This is a genomic window from Achromobacter sp. ACM04 (assembly GCF_014851465.1).
Lineage (GTDB): Bacteria > Pseudomonadota > Gammaproteobacteria > Burkholderiales > Burkholderiaceae_B > Achromobacter > Achromobacter aegrifaciens.
On sequence record NZ_JACUZS010000001.1, the window covers coordinates 1984505 to 2002229 of the forward strand.

At 68.7% G+C, this 17725-nt stretch carries 19 protein-coding genes; 10 read left to right on the forward strand and 9 right to left on the reverse strand.

What is annotated here, in order from left to right:
- Positions 1-75 precede the first annotated feature (75 nt).
- On the reverse strand, positions 76-1203 hold the full coding sequence (alr, locus tag IB259_RS09240; RefSeq protein ID WP_054452440.1) for an alanine racemase: 1128 nt from the start codon (positions 1201-1203) through the stop codon (positions 76-78).
- A gap of 129 nt (positions 1204-1332) precedes the next feature.
- Here alr and hpnC point away from each other — a divergent pair, with 129 nt between their 5' ends.
- From hpnC to hpnE, 3 genes are read left to right on the forward strand one after another with little or no spacing between them, the layout of a single operon-like run.
- Entirely contained in the window at positions 1333-2163 is an 831-nt protein-coding gene (gene hpnC / locus IB259_RS09245) for a squalene synthase HpnC (protein WP_054452442.1), read from the forward strand.
- A gap of 1 nt (position 2164) precedes the next feature.
- Entirely contained in the window at positions 2165-3028 is an 864-nt protein-coding gene (hpnD, locus tag IB259_RS09250) for a presqualene diphosphate synthase HpnD (protein WP_054452444.1), read from the forward strand.
- Positions 3025-4347: a hydroxysqualene dehydroxylase HpnE gene (hpnE, locus tag IB259_RS09255; protein ID WP_192328601.1), complete on the forward strand. Its 1323-nt coding sequence runs from the start codon at positions 3025-3027 to the stop codon at positions 4345-4347. The genes hpnD and hpnE overlap by 4 nt, the downstream gene beginning before the upstream one ends.
- A 16-nt stretch (positions 4348-4363) precedes the next feature.
- Here the strand turns inward: hpnE and crcB are convergent, their stop codons facing one another.
- Together crcB and IB259_RS09265 are read right to left on the reverse strand one after the other, a co-directional pair.
- Positions 4364-4756 carry a fluoride efflux transporter CrcB gene (crcB, locus tag IB259_RS09260; RefSeq protein ID WP_054452448.1) on the reverse strand — a complete coding sequence of 131 codons (393 nt, stop codon included), beginning with the start codon at positions 4754-4756 and terminating at the stop codon, positions 4364-4366.
- Positions 4757-4762: 6 nt separating this feature from the next.
- Complete coding sequence (locus IB259_RS09265) at positions 4763-5317, reverse strand: HdeD family acid-resistance protein (protein ID WP_054452451.1); 555 nt, start codon at positions 5315-5317, stop codon at positions 4763-4765.
- Positions 5318-5504: 187 nt separating this feature from the next.
- Between IB259_RS09265 and IB259_RS09270 the strand changes: the two genes are divergently transcribed.
- From IB259_RS09270 to IB259_RS09290, 5 genes are read left to right on the forward strand one after another with little or no spacing between them, the layout of a single operon-like run.
- Positions 5505-6131 carry a PepSY-associated TM helix domain-containing protein gene (locus IB259_RS09270; protein ID WP_054452454.1) on the forward strand — a complete coding sequence of 209 codons (627 nt, stop codon included), beginning with the start codon at positions 5505-5507 and terminating at the stop codon, positions 6129-6131.
- Positions 6132-6159: 28 nt separating this feature from the next.
- Positions 6160-6675, forward strand: a complete 516-nt coding sequence (locus tag IB259_RS09275) for a DUF2271 domain-containing protein (protein ID WP_192328603.1) — start codon at positions 6160-6162, stop codon at positions 6673-6675.
- Between the two features lie 20 nt (positions 6676-6695).
- Positions 6696-7496 (forward strand): DUF4198 domain-containing protein, encoded by an 801-nt coding sequence (locus IB259_RS09280; RefSeq protein WP_054452460.1) that lies wholly within the window; start codon positions 6696-6698, stop codon positions 7494-7496.
- A gap of 14 nt (positions 7497-7510) precedes the next feature.
- Positions 7511-8536: an FAD:protein FMN transferase gene (locus IB259_RS09285; protein WP_082400854.1), complete on the forward strand. Its 1026-nt coding sequence runs from the start codon at positions 7511-7513 to the stop codon at positions 8534-8536.
- A 4-nt stretch (positions 8537-8540) separates the two neighbouring features.
- Entirely contained in the window at positions 8541-9911 is a 1371-nt protein-coding gene (locus IB259_RS09290) for a sulfite reductase subunit alpha (RefSeq protein WP_192328604.1), read from the forward strand.
- Between the two features lie 7 nt (positions 9912-9918).
- Here IB259_RS09290 and IB259_RS09295 read toward each other — a convergent pair whose 3' ends face one another.
- Both IB259_RS09295 and IB259_RS09300 read right to left on the reverse strand, forming a co-directional pair.
- Positions 9919-10878 (reverse strand): tripartite tricarboxylate transporter substrate binding protein BugE, encoded by a 960-nt coding sequence (locus tag IB259_RS09295; protein WP_192328606.1) that lies wholly within the window; start codon positions 10876-10878, stop codon positions 9919-9921.
- Positions 10879-10910: 32 nt separating this feature from the next.
- Positions 10911-12395: an amidohydrolase family protein gene (locus IB259_RS09300; RefSeq protein WP_192328607.1), complete on the reverse strand. Its 1485-nt coding sequence runs from the start codon at positions 12393-12395 to the stop codon at positions 10911-10913.
- A gap of 126 nt (positions 12396-12521) precedes the next feature.
- On the opposite strand from IB259_RS09300, the gene IB259_RS09305 reads away from it, so the two are divergent.
- The gene (locus IB259_RS09305) at positions 12522-13487 is read left to right on the forward strand and encodes a LysR family transcriptional regulator (RefSeq protein WP_054452471.1); all 966 of its coding nucleotides are present in this window, start codon (positions 12522-12524) and stop codon (positions 13485-13487) included.
- 18 nt (positions 13488-13505) lie between these two features.
- Here IB259_RS09305 and IB259_RS09310 read toward each other — a convergent pair whose 3' ends face one another.
- Genes IB259_RS09310 through IB259_RS09320 form a run of 3 tightly spaced genes read right to left on the reverse strand, consistent with a single transcriptional unit; the run spans position 13506 to position 16059 of the window.
- Positions 13506-13949 (reverse strand): SRPBCC family protein, encoded by a 444-nt coding sequence (locus IB259_RS09310; RefSeq protein ID WP_054452474.1) that lies wholly within the window; start codon positions 13947-13949, stop codon positions 13506-13508.
- A 56-nt stretch (positions 13950-14005) separates the two neighbouring features.
- Entirely contained in the window at positions 14006-14836 is an 831-nt protein-coding gene (locus IB259_RS09315; RefSeq protein WP_175164168.1) for a phosphoenolpyruvate hydrolase family protein, read from the reverse strand.
- An 11-nt stretch (positions 14837-14847) separates the two neighbouring features.
- Positions 14848-16059, reverse strand: coding sequence for a Tm-1-like ATP-binding domain-containing protein (locus IB259_RS09320; protein ID WP_119449286.1), 1212 nt, complete (start codon positions 16057-16059; stop codon positions 14848-14850).
- A gap of 147 nt (positions 16060-16206) precedes the next feature.
- On the opposite strand from IB259_RS09320, the gene IB259_RS09325 reads away from it, so the two are divergent.
- Entirely contained in the window at positions 16207-16854 is a 648-nt protein-coding gene (locus IB259_RS09325; protein ID WP_054453648.1) for a TetR/AcrR family transcriptional regulator, read from the forward strand.
- Positions 16855-16860: 6 nt separating this feature from the next.
- Here the strand turns inward: IB259_RS09325 and IB259_RS09330 are convergent, their stop codons facing one another.
- Entirely contained in the window at positions 16861-17679 is an 819-nt protein-coding gene (locus IB259_RS09330; RefSeq protein ID WP_156337347.1) for an IclR family transcriptional regulator C-terminal domain-containing protein, read from the reverse strand.
- Positions 17680-17725: the final 46 nt, after the last annotated feature.

Genomic DNA, 17725 nt, shown 5'->3' on the forward strand with positions numbered 1-17725 from the left:
GCCACCTGTCTTGTAAATTGCGTAGCAATTCTTGCCTGCCGGACAGCCTGCCCGGCCGCAAGGGACCGGCCCTTTTCAGACGTCCCGGGTGACCGGAACGCGCGGCGCCAGGGCGCACAGCAGCTCGTAGCCGATGGTCCCGGCGGCCAGGGCCACCTCGTCCACGGAGGGGCCTTCCTCGCCCCAGAGCGACACGGGGGAGCCGACGCCGGCGGCGGGGACGGGCCCCAGATCGACGATCAGCATGTCCATGGAAACACGGCCCACCAATTGGGTGCGGATGCCGGCCACCACCACCGGCGTGCCGGTGGTGGCGTGACGCGGATAGCCGTCGGCATAGCCGCAGGCCACGATGCCGATGCGCATGGAGCGGTCGGCGCGGAAGATGGCGCCATAGCCCACCGAATCGCCGGCTTTCAAATCCTGCACGGCAATGATTTCCGATCGCAGCGACATGGCCGGTTTCAGACCGAAGGAAGATGCTTCGGCGTCCGCGAACGGCGACGCGCCGTACAGGCAGATGCCCGGGCGCACCCAGTGCGCCTGGGTTTCCGAGGCAACCGCGATCTCCGCGAAGCGCAGCGTGGCAGCCGAATTGCAGACGCTGATGGCGCCCGGCATCTTATGCGTCACCGAATTGAATACCGCCAGTTGCTCGTTCACGCCCTGGGGGCCGTCGGCGCAGGCGAAATGGGTCATCTTGCCCACCGAGCCCAGCACGCCCTGCTGTTGCAGCAGCATGGCGCGCTCATGCGCCGCGGCGTAGGCGGCGGGGCTGAAGCCCAGGCGGTTCATGCCGCTGTTCAGTTTGAGCATGATGTCGACGCGGCGCGAGAAGCGCGCGCGGGCCAGCATGTCCAGTTGCTCGCGGTTGTGCACCGTGGTGCTCAGGTGGTAGCGGTCGACGATGTCCAGGTCGGAGGGTTCGAAAAAGCCTTCCAGCAGCAGGATGGGGCCGCCCCAGCCCGCCTCGCGGCAGCGCACCGCTTCGTCCAGGTCCAGCATCGCCAGGCCTTGGGCCTTGGAGAAGCCGGCCACGGCCTGCTCGATGCCGTGTCCATAGGCATTGGCCTTGATCACTGCCCAGATCGAGGGCGGCAGGCCGGAAGCCGCGGCGGCCGTCTGGTCCAGGTGGCGGCGCACGGCCGCAAGATTGTGCGCAAGCGCGGAAACGGAGACGGTGGCGGATATGGGACGCGGCATGGTGTGGGATCCTGTGGCGCTTAAGTCTAACTGATCCGCGTCCCGCACGGCATGGCGCCGCGCCGCCGGAATGCGACTACTCTAAAATGGATCGGTCCAGGCCCCCAGGCCAGATCCGCAATTCCAAATATGCCCATCGATCACTACGAGAACTTTCCCGTCGCCTCGCTGCTGCTGCCGCGCAGGCTGCGCGGCGCCGTGACCGATATCTACCGTTTCGCCCGCGCAGCGGACGATATCGCCGACGAAGGCAGCGCCACCGACGCGGAACGGCTGAGCCAGCTGGCCGCGTTCCGCGCCGAGCTGCACCGCATCGGCGCCGAACCAGGCGCCACGCCCGAACCCGGCTCGCCCGAACTGGCCGGCATCTTCGTGCCGCTCGCGGCCACCATCGCGCGCCACCAGTTGCCCATCACGCCGTTCTACGACCTTTTGTCCGCCTTCGAACAAGACATCAGCGTCAAGCGCTACGAAGACTACGCCACGCTGGCGGACTACTGCACCCGCTCCGCCAACCCTGTGGGCAGGCTGATGCTGCACCTGTTCGAAGCCACCAATCCGCATAACGTGACCGAGGCCGACGCCATCTGCACCGGCCTGCAGCTGGTGAATTTCTGGCAGGATGTACGGGTGGACTGGCACAAGCAGCGCGTCTACCTGCCGCAGGAAGACCTGCGCCGCCACGGCGTGACGGACGAGGACCTGGCCGCCTGCCGGTTGACGCCCGCCTGGCGCGACCTGATGGCCTTCGAAGTCGAACGCGCCCGCGCACTGCTACACTTCGGCGCTCCGCTGGCGCGCCGCCTGCCGGGCCGCATGGGCCTGGAGCTGCGTCTGGTGGTGCAAGGCGGGCTGCGCGTGCTGGAGCGTATCGAGGCGGGCGGCTACGATGTATTCATGAATCGCCCCGAATTGGGCGCCAAAGATTGGGCCATCATGTTGTGGCGCGCAATTACCTGATATGACCCCTGACGAATATTGCCAGGAGAAAGCCGCCAAGAGCGGTTCCAGCTTCTACTACTCGTTCCTCTTCCTGCCGCCCGAGCGGCGGCGTGCCATCACGGCGCTGTATGCGTATTGCCGCGAAGTGGACGACGTGGTCGACGAATGCACCGACCCGTCGCTGGCCCGCGTCAAGCTGGCCTGGTGGCGCACGCAGGTCGACCAGATGTACAACGGCAATCCGGACCACCCGGTGACGCGCGCGCTGCAGCCGCACCTGCAAAGCTGTTCGATCACGCGCGAACGCCTGCTGGCCGTCATCGACGGCATGGAAATGGACCTGGACCAGACCCGTTACCTGGACTGGCCGGGCCTGCGCAAATACTGCTGGCACGCCGCCGGCGTGGTGGGCGAACTGTCGGCCGGCGTCTTCGGCTACTCCGACCCCAAGACCCTGGTCTACGCGGAAAAGCTGGGCCTGGCGTTCCAGATGACCAACATCATCCGCGACGTGGGCGACGACGCCCGGCGCGGCCGCATCTACCTGCCGGTCAACGACATGCAGCAATTCGAGGTCAAGGCCTCGGACATCCTGAACGGCGAGTACTCCGACCGCTTCAGCGCGCTGATGAAGTTCCAGGCCGAGCGCGCCCGCGGACTGTACCGCGAGGCCATGAGCAACCTGCCCGAGGCGGACCGCCGCGCGCAGCGCCCGGGCCTGATGATGGCGGCCATCTACCACGCGCTACTCGACGAGATCGAGCGCGACAACTGGCAGGTGCTGCATCAGCGCATCTCGCTCACCCCTTTGCGCAAGCTGTGGCTCGCCTGGAAGACCTGGGTGGGCGGCGGACGCGGACTGGTCCGCCGGTTGGCGCGGTGAAGGCCGCGGTCATCGGCGCTGGCTGGGCTGGCCTGGCAGCCAGCGTCGCCCTGCGCGAAGCCGGCGCCAAAGTCACCGTCTTCGAAGCCGGCCATACGCCGGGCGGCCGCGCCCGGCGCGTCTTCCACACCGATTTCGACGCGCCGCTGGACAACGGCCAGCACCTGCTGTCGGGCGCCTACAAGCACACGCTGGCGCTGATGCGCCGCGTCGGCCGCAACCCGGACGCCTTGCTGATGCGCCGGCCGCTGCAGCTGGCCAGCCTGGACGGCCGCTTCCGCCTGGCCGCGCCGCGGCTGCCGGCCCCATTGCACATGGCGGCGGCGATCCTGCGCGCGCGCGGCCTGGCCTGGAAGGACCGCCTGGCGACGCTGCGCCTGATGCGCGGCCTGAAGACCATGGCCTGGACGCCGCCGCGCGAATGGACCGTCCTGCACCTGCTGCACTACCACGCGCAATCGGATGCACTGATCCGCCAGGTCTGGGAACCGCTATGCCTGGCCGCGCTGAACACGCCAACCGCCACGGCCAGCGCCGCGCTGTTCGCGCGCGTGCTGCGCGACAGCCTGACCGGCAGCCGCGAAAACAGCGACATGCTGCTGCCCTGCACCGACCTGTCCGCGCTCTGGCCCGACGCCGCCGCGCGCCAGGTGACCATGCGCTACGGCAGCACCGTGCGCCAGCTCCGCCCGTCCGCTGAAGGCATCGACATCAACCAGGAACGGTTCGACGCGGCCGTGCTGGCGGTGCCGCCCGCCTTTGCCGCGCGGCTGCTCGACGCCCCGCTGCGGGAAGCGGGCGCCACCGGGCTGCTGGATGCGCTCAAGGCATTCGAGTACATGCCCATCGCCACGCTGAACCTGCGGCTGCAGGATCCCTGGCGCCTGCCCGAACCCATGATGATGCTGCGCGAGGAATCCGCCCGCGACCACTACGGCCAATGGCTGTTCGACCGCGCGCAGCTGGCCGGCGACACCAAGGCCGGCGAACTGGCCGTGGTGACCAGCGCGGCCACCGGCATCGCGGAACGCAACCGCCGGCAGGTCATCGAAGCGCTGATCGACCAGGTGGCCGAACAGGCGGCGCGCCATCCCGCGCGCCTGCCGGCCATGCCGGAAGTGACGGCCGCGGAACTGTTCATCGAGAAACGCGCCACCTTCGCGGCGGTGCCGGGCCTGACCCGGCCATTGAATTCCACGCCCTGGCCCACGCTGGCGCTGGCCGGCGACTGGACCGACACGGGCTACCCTGGCGTGCTCGAAGGCGCGGTGCGCAGCGGCCTGCAGGCCGCCCGCGTGCTGAATCCGGCAGCAGCCTGAACGCCGCCCGCAGGCCTTAGCGCAGCAGGCTGGCAGTGGCCAGCCCGGCCGCCGTCAGCAGCAGCGACCCGATCAGGCTGAACCCGGCATAGCCCAGCGCGCTGGCGTAGGCGCCGCGCTCCAGCATCGCCACCGTCTCGGCCGAAAAGGTCGAGAACGTGGTCAAGCCTCCCATGAAACCCGTGATCGCGCCCAACCGCACCCAGGCCGGCCATTCGGGATGCCCGGCCACCAGCGCCAGGACCAATCCGACCAGGTACCCGCCGGCCAGGTTCACCGCGAAGGTGCCCCAGGGCCAGGACTCCACGTTGAGCCACATGCTGACCAGCCAGCGGGTCCAGGCGCCGAACATGGCGCCCAGGCCCACGGCCAGGAAATTCAGGGGAATCAGGGTTTGGTATGCGGACATCGGATTTCAGGACGCCTTGTGCTGTTTGAGGCGGAAGGAAAAGACCAGCAGCAGTATGCCGAAAAACACGGCGTAGGCGCCGATGACCCAGACCAGCGCCAGCGCGCCCGCCCCCGGCTGCATGATCAGCATGCCGCCGAACAGGATGGACACCAGGCCCGAGAGGCCGAGCAACCACTCGTTGCGGATGTCCTTGCGGAAACGGATGGCGGCGACAACCTGGAATATGCCGGACACCAGCGCCCAGATCGCAATGATGTAGAGCAGGACGAGCGCGGTCAGGCCTGGATAGAGGAAGGTGACGATGCCGGCCGCGATCCCCAGCAGGCCCACGATGATGAGCGCCCACAAGGGTTTGCCGTTGTCGCGGATGCGCACGCCGGCGACCAGGGCCAGCACGCCGTCCACCAGCGCGAAAGCGCCCCACACCAGCACCAGCGCGGACAAGGTGATGGCAGGCATGAGCAAGGCCATGAGCCCGAACAGGATGGCGACGACGCCGCGCAACGCCACCCAACCCCAATGACGACCGATCTGATCCACGACTTGCTGTTCAAGCATGACGACCTCCGGTGTTTGTAACGGGTGGCCTATCTTATCGCCGCTGGCAGGCAGGCGCCACGACGCGCCCTTTTCTGCCGACGCTTGCCCCGAAACCAATTGAAATTTCCTTGGGCGGACCACGGAGGCATTTATAAGAGTCATTCTCATTAAATGTTAGAATCCGCGGGCTTTCACCCTATACCCCATGGACAGTCAACCCACTCCCCGCCGCCGGGCCTATTGGCTCAAGACGCTGCACCAATGGCATTGGATCAGCTCGGCGCTGTGCCTGCTGGGCATGCTGTTGTTCGCGGTGACGGGCCTGACCCTGAACAATGCCTCGCATATCGAGTCCCGGGCGGTCGTGACCAGCCGCGAGGCCCGCATGCCGGACGCCGTGCTGCAGCAACTGTCCCCCCCGCCAGCCCAAAAAAAGGCGCCGCTGCCCGCGCCCGTCGCGCAATGGCTGGACCAGACGCTGGATGCCTCCGCCGCCGGCAAACCGGCCGAGTGGTCGGCCGACGAGGTCTACCTGTCGCTGCCGCGCGCCGGCGGCGACGCCTGGCTGTCCATCGACCTGGCCAGCGGCGACGTGGAATACGAACGCACCGACCGCGGCTGGATCTCGTACCTGAACGACCTGCACAAGGGGCGCAACACCGGCCTGGCCTGGAGCTGGTTCCTGGACATCTTCGCCGTCGCCTGTCTGGTCTTTTCGCTGACCGGACTGGTGCTGCTCAAGATGCACGCCGGCAACCGCAGCGCGACCTGGCCCATGGTCGGCCTGGGCGTGGTGATCCCGGTGGTGCTGGCCCTGCTTTTCATACATTGATTCCAACGATCCGCCCCTGGAGATTTCCATGCGCAAGCTGTTGCTGTCGGCCCTGCTGGCCGGCCTGATCGCCCGAACGACCCAAGCGGCCGACATCGGCCTGTCCATCGAGATCCCGCGCCTGGACGTGGCGGAGTACCACCGCCCCTACGTCGCGATCTGGATCGAAAACCCGGATCAGAGCGTCGCGAGCGACCTGGCCGTCTGGTACGACGTGGCCAAGAAGAACAACGAAGGCACGGAATGGCTCAAGGACATGCGCCAATGGTGGCGCCGCAGCGGCCGCAACCAGCAGTTCCCGGTGGACGGCGTCAGCGGCGCGACCAAGCCCGTGGGCAAGCATGCGCTGAGCTTTGACGCGGCCAGCAAGCCGCTGTCGGGCCTGAAGCCCGGCCAGTACGCCGTGGTGGTCGAAGCCGCACGCGAAGTCGGCGGCCGCGAGCTGCTGCGCATTCCCTTCCAATGGCCGCCGCAAAAAGCCGAGCAATTGACCGCGCGCGGCGAACACGAACTGGGCGCCATCGCGCTCGACCTGAAACCTTGAGATCCCCTAGGAGCGCAACGATGAAATCCGCCGCCAAACTGGCCGCCGCCCTGGCGCTGTGCCTGCCCTTCGCCTCCCAGGCGCATGACGTCTGGATGGTGCCGTCCTCGACGGTGCTGTCGGGCACCGACAGCTGGGTCACCGTCGACGCCGCCGTCGGCAACGACAAGTTCTATTTCAACCACGCCCCGCTGCGCCTGGACGGCCTGGCCGTGACGGCCCCGGACGGCAGCGCCGCCGAAGCCGAGAACATCAACAAGGGCAAGCTGCGCAGCACCTTCGACCTGCAACTGAAGCAGGCCGGCACCTACCGCGTGGCCGTGGTCAACGACGGCGTGTTCGCGCGCTGGAAGGAAGACGGCAAGAACAAGCGCTACTTCGGCAAGCCCGAAGGCCTGGCGCAGGCCGTGCCGGCCAAGGCCGATGAACTGGAAGTCTCGCAAAGCCTGGGCCGCGTCGAAACCTTCGTGACCGCCGGCAAGCCTTCGGCCGTCAAGCCAGTCGGCCGCGGCCTGGAACTGGCGCCCGTGACCCACCCGAACGACCTGTTCACCGACGAGCCCGCCACCTTCCAGATGCTGCTGGACGGCAAGCCCGCCGCCGAACTGGAAGTCAACGTGGTGCCCGGCGGCAGCCGCTATCGCGACAAGGTCGGCGAAATCCAGCTGAAGACGGACAAGGACGGCAAGTTCTCCGTGAAGTGGCCGCAGCCCGGCCTGTACTGGATCGAGGCCGGCATGGAAGACGCCAAGGTCAGCGTGCCGCAAGCCAAGAAGCGCCGCCTGTCCTACGCGGGCACGGTCGAAGTGCTGCAGCCCTAAGCCGCCGCAGGCGCATGGCCAACTCTCCTTCCTACGCCCAGCGCGGCGCGCCGGCCGCTGCCGTGCGCGTCGCCTATGGCGCCATGCCGGCAATGCCGGCGGCGCCCGCGGCGTTGGCCGGCGCCACCATGGGAACCACCTGGTCGGCGCGCATGGCGCTGCCGGCCGGACGCACGGAAGCCGCGGCGCGCCATGCCATCCAGGCGGCACTGGACGAAGTGGTCGCCCAGATGAGCACCTGGGAGGCGGATTCCGACATCACGCGCTACAACCAGGCCGCGGCCGGCTGGCAGGAATTGCCGGCGGAATTCTTCCATGTGCTGAGCCACGCGCTGGCGCTGGCCGGGGACACTGGCGGCGCGTATGACCCCACGGTAGGACCGCTGGTGAACGCCTGGGGATTCGGACCGCACCAGCGCGCCTTCGAGCCGCCCGCGCCTGCCGCCATCGAGGCGGCGCGCGCGCGCTGCGGCTGGCGCCGCGTGCGGCTCGACACCGAACGCCACGCCGCGCTGCAGCCGGGCGGCGCCTATCTAGATCTTTCCTCCATCGCCAAGGGTTACGGCGTGGACCGCGCCGCGATGGCGCTCGATGCCCTGGGCATCACCCAATACCTGGTCGAAGTGGGCGGCGAATTGCGCGCGCGCGGCAAACGGCCCGACGGCCAGCCCTGGCGCGTCGCGATCGAAGTGCCGGACGCGAGCGACGACCATGCGCTGGCCCTGCCGCTATCCGACCGCAGCATCGCCACCTCGGGCGATTACCGCCGCCACGCGGGCAACGGCGACGAGCGCTACGCCCACACCATCGATCCGCGCACCGGACTGCCGGTGCGCAACAATCTGGCCTCGGTCACCGTGCTGCATTCCGGATGCATGCAGGCCGACGCGCTCGCCACCGCCCTGACCGTGCTGGGCGAAGACGAGGGCCTGGCCTATGCGCGCCGCCACGATCTGGCGGCCTTGTTCATCCTGCGCGAGCGCGACGCCTGGCGCGTCGTCGCCACGCCCGCATTCCAGGCGCTTGCCGCTATAGCCTGACGACATGCCAGCAACCCGGTTGATCGCGGCAGCATGCGTGGTGGGCGCCTGGCTGCTTCTGTGCGTCTGGGCCCGCCGCCGCGCCAAGCGCCATCAGGCGCAGCAGGAGCAGGCCTTGCAAGCCCTGCAGGCGCCCGTCCCTGAAGACACGTTGCTGGTCGCCTATGCCACGCAGACCGGCTATGCCGAATCGCTGGCGGCGCAGACCGCCGAATCCCTGCGCGCGGGCGGCCTCGCCGTGCGCGTGGCCTCGCTGGAACAGCTGGATGCCAAGCGTCTTGCGGCGTATCGCCGCATGCTGTTCGTGGTCAGCACCTATGGCGAAGGCGATCCGCCCGATGCCGCCGCGGCCTTCGCCGAACAGATGCAGCAGACGGCCCCGGCGCTGGCCGGCGCGCATTACGCGGTGCTGGCGCTGGGCGACAGCGAATACGCCCAGTTCTGCGGCTTCGGCCATCGCCTGGACGACTGGCTGCACGCGCAGGGCGCGACGCCGCTGTTCGACCTGGTGGAAGTCGACAACGGCGACCCCGCCGCCCTGCGCCATTGGCAACACCACCTGGGCCTGCTGGCCGGACGCAGCGACCTGCCCGACTGGCAGGCGCCGGTGTACGAATCCTGGCGCCTGGCCGCGCGCGAGCAGCTCAATCCACATAGCCAGGGCGGCCCCTGCTACCTGCTGACGCTGACGCCGCCAGCCGATGGCGTGCGCGGCTGGCAGGCCGGCGACATCGCCGAGATCGGCCCGCGGCGCGAAGCCGGCGGCCCCTTGCTCGCGCATCGCGAATACTCGATCGCATCGCTGCCGGAAGACGGTTCGATCCAGTTGCTGGTGCGCCAGATGCGCGGCGCCGATGGCGCGCTGGGCCTGGGCAGCGGCTGGCTCACCCACATCGCCCAGCCCGGCGACGCGATCGACCTGCGCGTGCGCGTCAACCGCAATTTCCACGCCCCTGCCGACGACCGTCCGCTGCTGCTGGTGGGCAACGGCACCGGCCTGGCCGGCCTGCGCGCGCTGATCAAGGCGCGCCGCGCCGCGGGCCGCCGTCGCAACTGGCTGGTGTTCGGCGAACGCAATGCGGCGCATGACTGGTTCTGCCAGGAAGAGATCGACGCCTGGCGCGCCGACGGCACGCTGGAACGCGTGGACGCGGTGTTCTCACGCGACCAGGCCGACCGCCGCTACGTGCAGCACCATCTGCGCGATGAGGCCCAGGCCGTGCGCGCCTGGGCCGATGCCGGCGCCGCGATCTACGTCTGCGGCAGCCTGCAAGGCATGGCCGGCGGCGTGGACGCCGCCCTGCAGGACATACTGGGCGCCGCGCGCCTGCAGGCCATGCAGCGCGACGGCCGCTACCGCCGCGACGTGTACTGAGCTGTGTTTACTGCAGCTTGATATCGGCCTTCTCGATCACGGTCTTCCAGCGGTCGCGCTCGGCGCCGATCTGCTGGCCGAATTCGGCCGGAGTATTGCCCAGCGGGAACGCGCCCGTCTCTTCCATCTTGGCCGCGGTCGCCGGATCGCGCACGGCGCGGGCGAAGGCGTCGGCCAGCTTGTCGCGCACGTCGTCAGGCATGCCGGCAGGTCCCACCACGCCGTACCAGGCCGTCACGTCGTAATCCTTGTAACCCTGCTCCGCGAACGTCGGCACGTCCGGCAGACGCGGGTTGCGCTGGGCGCCGGTGATGGCCAGGGCGCGCAGGTGATTGCTCTTCAGATAGGGCAGCGACGACGGGAAATTGTCGAAGATCACCGGCACCACGCCGCCCACCGTATCGGTCAGCGCTGGCGCCGAACCGCGATAGGAAATGCTGTTCATCTTGCCGCCGATGATCTGCAGGAACCAGATCATGCCCAGGTCGTTCACGCCGCCCGCGCCGGCATTGGCATAGCCGTCCTTGTTGGGATTGGCGCGCACGTGCTCGACGAACTCGGCCAGCGTCTTGGCTGGAAACTGCGGATTCACGCTGAGGATGTTGGGGCTGGTGACCAGGTTGCTGACGGGCGTGAAATCCTTCACCGGATCGTAAGCCAGCTTGGGGAACAGGTGCGGCGCGGTGCCGTGCGTGCTGACGGTGGCCAAGCCCACGGTGTAGCCGTCCGGCTTGGCCCGTGCGGTGGCGGTCATGCCTATGGTGCCGGACGCGCCCGTGCGGTTCTCCACGACGATCTGCTGGCCCAGGATCTCGCCCGCCTTGGCGGCCGCAAGCCGGCCCACGATATCGGTCGGGCCGCCCGCCGGGAACGGCACGATCAGCGTGATGGGATGGTCGGGAAAAGCCGCGTGGGCGGCGGGCAGCATGGCGGCCAGCGCCAGGGCTACGCAAGTCTTGCGCATCATGGGTATGTCTCCTGTACGGATGGTTGGAATTCTTATGTGGCCGCGCCGGCGGCGGCTTGCGCCATTGCTTCACGGCGCAGGATCTTGCCGGGGCGGGCCATCCCGGGGCGGGCCATGCCGGCTTCGGCCGGGAAGACCTGCTGGCCGTTGACCAGCACGTGCTCCACGCCCGCGGAAGCCAGCGTCGGCGCCTCCCAGGTGGCGCGGTCCTCGACCGTGTCGGCGTCGAACACAACGATGTCGGCCCAGGCGCCCTCGCTCAGCTGGCCGCGCTCGGCCAGGCCGAACACGCGGGCCGGCAGGGAAGTCATCTTGGCGACCGCGGTCTCCAGCGTCATCAGCTCGGCCTCGCGCACGTAGCGGCCCAGCACGCGCGTAAAGCTGCCCCACAGCCGGGGATGCGGATGGGCGTCGTTGGGCAGGCCGTCCGAGCCCACCATGCAGCATTCGTGCTGGAAGATGCGCTGGACCTCGGCCTCGTCCATGGCGAAGTAGATCGCGCCCGCGGGACACAGCCGCTGCGCCGCGGTGGTCTTGTCGCAGCCCCAGCGCGCCGCAATGTCGCTGAGAAACTGGCCGCCGCATTCGGGATGGGGCGTGGACCAGGTGATGCGTATGTCCTCGATGGTCTCGGCGCGCTCTGGAATCAGGATGGTGGAGCTGCCGGGGTACGGGTAGATGTCCAGCGCCACCTCGACGCCCTCGCCACGCGCGCGGTCGATGTTGGCCAGCGTGGCGCGGCTCTTGCCCCAGTTCTGCGGCATCATGCATTTGTGGTGCGACAGCACGGTGGCGCAACCGGTGTTACGACCAACCGAGAGCACCTCGTCGACGGCCGCCTCGACCTCGTCGCCTTCGTTGCGGATATGGCTGGTATGCATGGCGCCGCGCGCCGCCGCCACCCGCGCAAGCCCCTCCAGTTCAGCGGGACGCGCCGCGCCGCCAGGCTGGTAGGCCAGGCCCGTGCTGAAGCCCACCGCGCCCGCGGCCAGGGCTTCGTCCAGCATGCGCTGCATGCTGTCCTGTTCTTCGGCCGTAGGCTGCGCCGCGGGGTCGCGCATGGCGGCCAGTCGCAGGTTGGCGTGCCCCACCAGGGCCGCCACATTGATCATGGGCTGCTGCGCGCGCAACTCGCCGAAATAGGCCTGCATGTCGGCGAACAGCGGCGTCTCCCCCAGCAGGGCCAGCGCCGCGGCCGTATTGCCCGGCAAGGGCGCCGGGGCGCCGCTCACGCCGCAATTGCCCACCACCACCGAGGTGATGCCCTGGGTGGTCTTCCATTCCAGGCCGGGCCGCTCCACGAACATCAGGTCGTCGTGGCCATGCACATCGATGAAGCCGGGGGCCACGATCTTGCCGCGCGCGTCCACCCGGCGCGTGGCAGTCCTGCCCGACAGGTCGCCGATGGCGGCGATGCGCTCGCCCGCCACGCCCACGTCGGCGCGCCGACGTGGGCCGCCCAGGCCGTCGATGACCCAGCCGCCTTCAATGATCAGATCCAGAGGTTCCTGCCGCATGGTGCTCCCGCCTTGAGGGTGTCGCCGGCGGATACGCCAGGCCAGCGGACGCCGAAAGGGTCTAGTATCGTCGGCCGGATCAATCTGGGAAAATTGTTTTTATTGATCCATCTATCGCTACTTGAAATGAATCGTCTGCCCAAGCACGTCACCCTGAAGCACCTGACCGCCTTCGTCGCGGTGGCCCAGGAATCCAGCTTCACGCACGCGGCCAAGCGCCTCTTCCAGACGCAGTCGTCGGTGACCAGCCTGGTGCGGCAGCTGGAAGACGCGCTCGCCACGCAACTGTTCGCGCGCACCAGCCGGCGCGTGCTGCTGACGGCGGCCGGCGAGGAATTCCTGCCGCGCGTCATGCGGCTGCTGGCGGATTTCGATGGGGTGATAGACGACGTGCAGCGCTATGGCGCGCTGGAGCGCGGTCGGGTCGGGGTGGCGGCAGCGCCGTCTGCCATCACGCAGATCATCGCGCCCGCCGCCGCGGCGTTTTCCGCCCGCTACCCGGCGGTGCGCCTGTATCTCAGCGATGACAACTCCGGCCGCATCCAGCGCAAGGTCGCCGCGCGCGAGGTCGACTTTGGCCTGACCAGCCGCTGGGCCGACGCGCCCGGCCTGCAGTTCGACGCCCTGCTGGAAGATCGTTTCGGCGTGTTGTACCGGGAAGACGACGCCAGCCTGCGCCCCGCGCGCGACGGCACGATGCGCTGGTCGGACCTGGCCGGCCGCAAACTGGTGGGGGTGGTGGACGAGACCGGCATCATGGCGCTCTTGCGCGCCCGCGCCGACCTGCCGATAGAAGCCGGCGCGCCATTCTACGAAGCGTCCAGCACCACCTCGCAGGCGGCGCTGGTCCAGGCCGGCCTGGGCGTGGCGCTACTGCCTGCGCTGGCCGCGCAGCGGGTAATGGAGCCGGGACTGGCCTACGCATTGCTGGCGCGGCCCACTGTCGTGCGCACAGTCTGCATCATCCGGCACAAGGAATACCCCTTGAGCCCCGCCGCGCAGGCGCTGATTCGCGCCATCCACGACTACCTGCGCAGCGCGCCGCTGCCGGCCGGCTGCAAGCGCATGCCGGCCAAGGGTTTGAAAGCCTGAAAGACAGGCTCGGCGCGATCAGGCTCCGCGCAGCTTCTCATCCAGCGCCGCCAGCCCCGCCGCGAACACGTTGCGGCCCACGGCGTTGGCCACGTCGCTCAGCTCCGCGCCCTCGACGCGGAAATCCGCCCACCACTCCACCAGCGTGTGGCCGCCCTCGGTGACGGCATGCAGGGACACGCCGGCGATGTAGTCGCGCATGGGCAGGTCGGTCTCGATGATGGAGTAGCGCAGCGCCGTGCCCGGATCGTCCAGCATCAGCAACTGCTCGCGGACGAAACCGGAAGGCTTGAGCGACAGGTGCCGCACGCTGCCTACGGCGTCATGGCGGCCGCCCTCTTCCAGGCGGCTTTCGGCGATGCCGGGATGCCAGGCGGCCAGGCCGTTGAAGTCGCGGAAACTGGCCCAGACTTTCTGAAGCGGCGCGTGGATGATGGCGCTGACGTGTACGGTATGCGGCATGCGGACTCCTGCGGGCGCGCGGCCCAGGGATGGAGAAAACGTCGGAAGCGACGGAATCAGAACGTCAGGCTCTTGAACTCGCGCGTTGCCGCGGTCAGTGCCTGTTCAGTGGGCAGCCGCTCCATCGAGCTGGCGCCATAGAAGCCATGGCAATGCTTGCACGCGCGCAGCACGTAGGCTGCGTCTTCGGGCGTGGCGATGGGACCGCCGTGGCACAGCACGATGATATCCGGGCGCACCGCCAACGCGGCCGCGGCGATGCGGTCGATGGCCGCCACGCAACCGTCCAGCGTCTGCGCGGTCTCGGCGCCGATCGAGCCGCCGGTCGTCAGGCCCATATGGGCCACGATGATGTCGGCGCCGGCCTTCGTCATGGCGACGGCGTCGTCCTCATTGAACACGTAGGGCGTGGTCAGCATGCCCTTCTTGTGGGCCAGGCGGATCATGTCCACTTCCAGCGCGTAGCCCATGCCGGTCTCTTCCAGGTTGGCGCGGAAGGTGCCGTCGATGAGGCCCACGGTGGGAAAGTTCTGCACGCCGGCAAAGCCCTGGCGCTTGAGGTCGTCCAGGAACACGTCGAAATCGCAGAACGGATCGGTGCCATTGACGCCGGCCAGCACCGGCGTCTTCTTTACCACCGGCAGGACTTCGCGCCCCATGTCCACCACGATCTCGTTGGCGTTGCCATAAGCCAGAAGCCCCGCCAGCGACCCGCGCCCCGCCATGCGGTAGCGGCCCGAGTTATAGATCACGATCAGGTCGATGCCGCCCGCTTCCTCGCACTTGGCCGACAAGCCGGTGCCCGCGCCGCCGCCGACGATGGGCGTGCGCGAGCGCACCATGGCGCGATACTTGTCCAGGAGTTCGTTGCGGTCAAAGCGCGGCATGGCGGCGGTCCTCAGTGTGTAGCGATTTCAAGAAATTGGTCGACCGCGGTCTGGGCGAAGAGCGGGTCGTTGATATGGCACGGCACGCGCACCAGGCGGCGGTCGGCGGTCTGCACCAGATTCGCCTCCAGCGCCGCGTACAGCGCGGCGTCGGCTTCCGGATCCCAGAACGCCTGTCCCGGCGCGTCCAGCGCAGAGACGCCGCCCTCCGGGATCAGGAAGCGCACCGGACCCTGGCATTGATTCAGCCTGGCGGCGATCCACTCGCCCTGGCGGGTGTTTTCTTCCACGGTGGTGCGCATCAGCGTCACCTGCGGATTGTGCGGATAGAACTTGCGGCCGCGGTAGCGTTCCGGAACGGTGTCCATGGCGCCGAAATTCACCATGTCCAGCGCGCCGCAGGAGCCCACGTAAGGCAGTCCGGTGCGGGCCACTGCGCCGAAGCGGTCCTCGGTGCAGGCCAGCACGCCGCCAAACAGGAAGTCGCAGACTTCGGTGGTGGTCAGGTCCAGCACGCCGCCCAGCAGATGGCTGTCCAGCAGCTTTTCCATCGACTGCCCGCCCGTGCCGGTGGCATGGAACACCAGGCAGTCGTAGCGGGACTCCAGCAGCGGCGTCACCTGCTGCACGCAGGCGGTGGTGACGCCGAACATGGTGATGCCCACGGCGGGCCGGCCGTCATCGGCCGTGGCGCTCGCCGCCTGTTTGAAGGCGCCGCCGATCGCGCCGGCGGCATTGGCCAGCACCCGGCGGGAAATGCGGTTCAGGCCCGCGACGTCGGTCACGGAATACATCATGGCGATGTCCGAGGGCCCGACATAGGGCGCGACATTGCCCGAGGCCATCGTCGACACCATCAGCTTGGGCGTGCCGATCGGCAGCGCGCGCATGGCGGGCGTGATCAGCGCGGTGCCGCCCGAGCCGCCCAGGCCCAGCAGCGCGCCTATCCCGGCGTTGCCGGCCGCGTAGCGTTCGAACGCCAGCGCCATGGCCGCGATGGCCGTGCCACGGTCGCCGGTGAAGACCGCGCCGGCGCCGCCCGGATGGCTGGCGGCCACCTCGCTGGCCTGCACCTGTGCCGCGCTGGCGGCGCCGGAAGTGGACACGTCCACCGATACCGGATCCAGTCCGTCCCGGCGCAGCAGGTCCATCACGTACTCAGCCTCTTGGCCCTTGGTGTCATAGGTGGCGGCCACGTAGATCCGCCGATTCGTATGCGTCATGACTCCTCCGCGGGCGGCTACACTCGGTGCGCGCCTCGATATGTGAGGCCGCGAGGCCTGTAGAATCTAGAAATGAGACGAAAGAATCATACTGAGACACCTGTCTCACGTCAAACTCCCGCCCCCTCCGCGGCCGGCACGGCGCGCCTGATCGCGCCGGCCAGTCCGCAAGCCGCCGCCAGCGGCGAACCGCCGCACGGGCCGCGCGCGCGCATGCGCAAGATCCTGCTGGATGCGGCGCAGCGGCTGATGGCCCAGGGCATCACGCCGTCGGTGGCCGAACTGGCCGAACACGCGCAGGTATCGCGCGCCACCGCCTATCGCTACTTTCCCAGCCAGAGCGCGCTGATCGCAGCCGTGGTGGACGAGAGCCTCGGGCCCATCCTGGCCTGGGACTCTGCCGCGCCCGACGCCGCCGACCGCATCGACGAACTGCTGCGCTTCGCCTACCCCCGGCTGGCAGCGCACGAAGCGCCGCTGCGCGCCGCCATCATGGTGTCGCTGCAGCAGCACGCCGAAGCCAGCGCCGGACGCGCCGCAACCGAACCCCGGCTGGTGCGCGGCCATCGCGTCGACATCCTCAGGCGCGCCATCGCGCCGCTGGCGCCCGAGCTGACCCCGGCCCAGCTGGACCGCGTGGCCCAGGCCTTGTCGCTGGTCTATGGGACGGAGGTGTTCCTGGTGTTGAAGGACATCTGGAAACTGGAGCTGGCCGAACTCACGGACGTAGCGCGCTGGACCGCCCGCGCCATCATCGCGCAGGCGCGCGCAGAGGCGAAGGCCGCCAAGGCCTGAACGGCTTCAATCGCGCCGGTTCATCCCGGCGGAGATGGCCCGCGCCGTGCGGCACAGCGGCTCCAGGCACTGCTCCACCATCTGCTCGGCCGTGCGTACGCCCTGGATCCACACGATGTTGACGCAGCCGTAGAGCCGCCCCGGCGCGGCCAGGATAGGCAGGGCGATGGCCTCCAGCCTGTCGTTCTGATCCTTGCGGGTCTTGTCGTAGTCGCCGCCAAAGCGCTGCTCGCGCAGGCCGTAGCCTTGGCGGCGTGTCTGCTCCAGCATTTTCTCCACGGCGGCGCAATCGTGGGCCAGCGCGTCGCCCTCGCGGCGGCTGCGGCGCAGCGCGGCCAGGATCGAATCGCGCTCTTTGTCGGCGCAGAACGCCAGATACGCGCGCCCCACCGCGGAGCGCAGCATGTTGATCTGGAAGCCGATGTTGTCGCGGCGGATGGTGAAGTACGACTGGCTGCGGTTGGTTTCGCGCACGATCATGGCGGTGCCGCGGCGCACCGTCAGGTCCGACGGCCACAGTACCTGCGCCTGCAGCCGGTCCAGCTCCGGCGCCGCGCACTGGCCCAGCAGATCCAGCACGCGCGCGCGCCGGCTGGGCTCGTTGAGCGAGCTGGCGGGGCAAAAATAGTCGTCCGCGATCCGCCGCCAGATCAGTCCGCGCAGTTGCAGCGTCGCCAGGATGCGCAGCAGCGTGGCCTTGGCGTAGCCGGTGCGCACATGCAGCTCCTGCAGGCTTGCGCCCTGCGTGGCGCGCACCTCGTCCAGCACGATCAGGCCGCGCTCCAGCGCGTCTATGGTCTTTACCTTCGGCGTCCAACGGCTCATTGCGCCCCCTCTTTCAGCACAACCGGAAATTTCACTCAGTGAAACT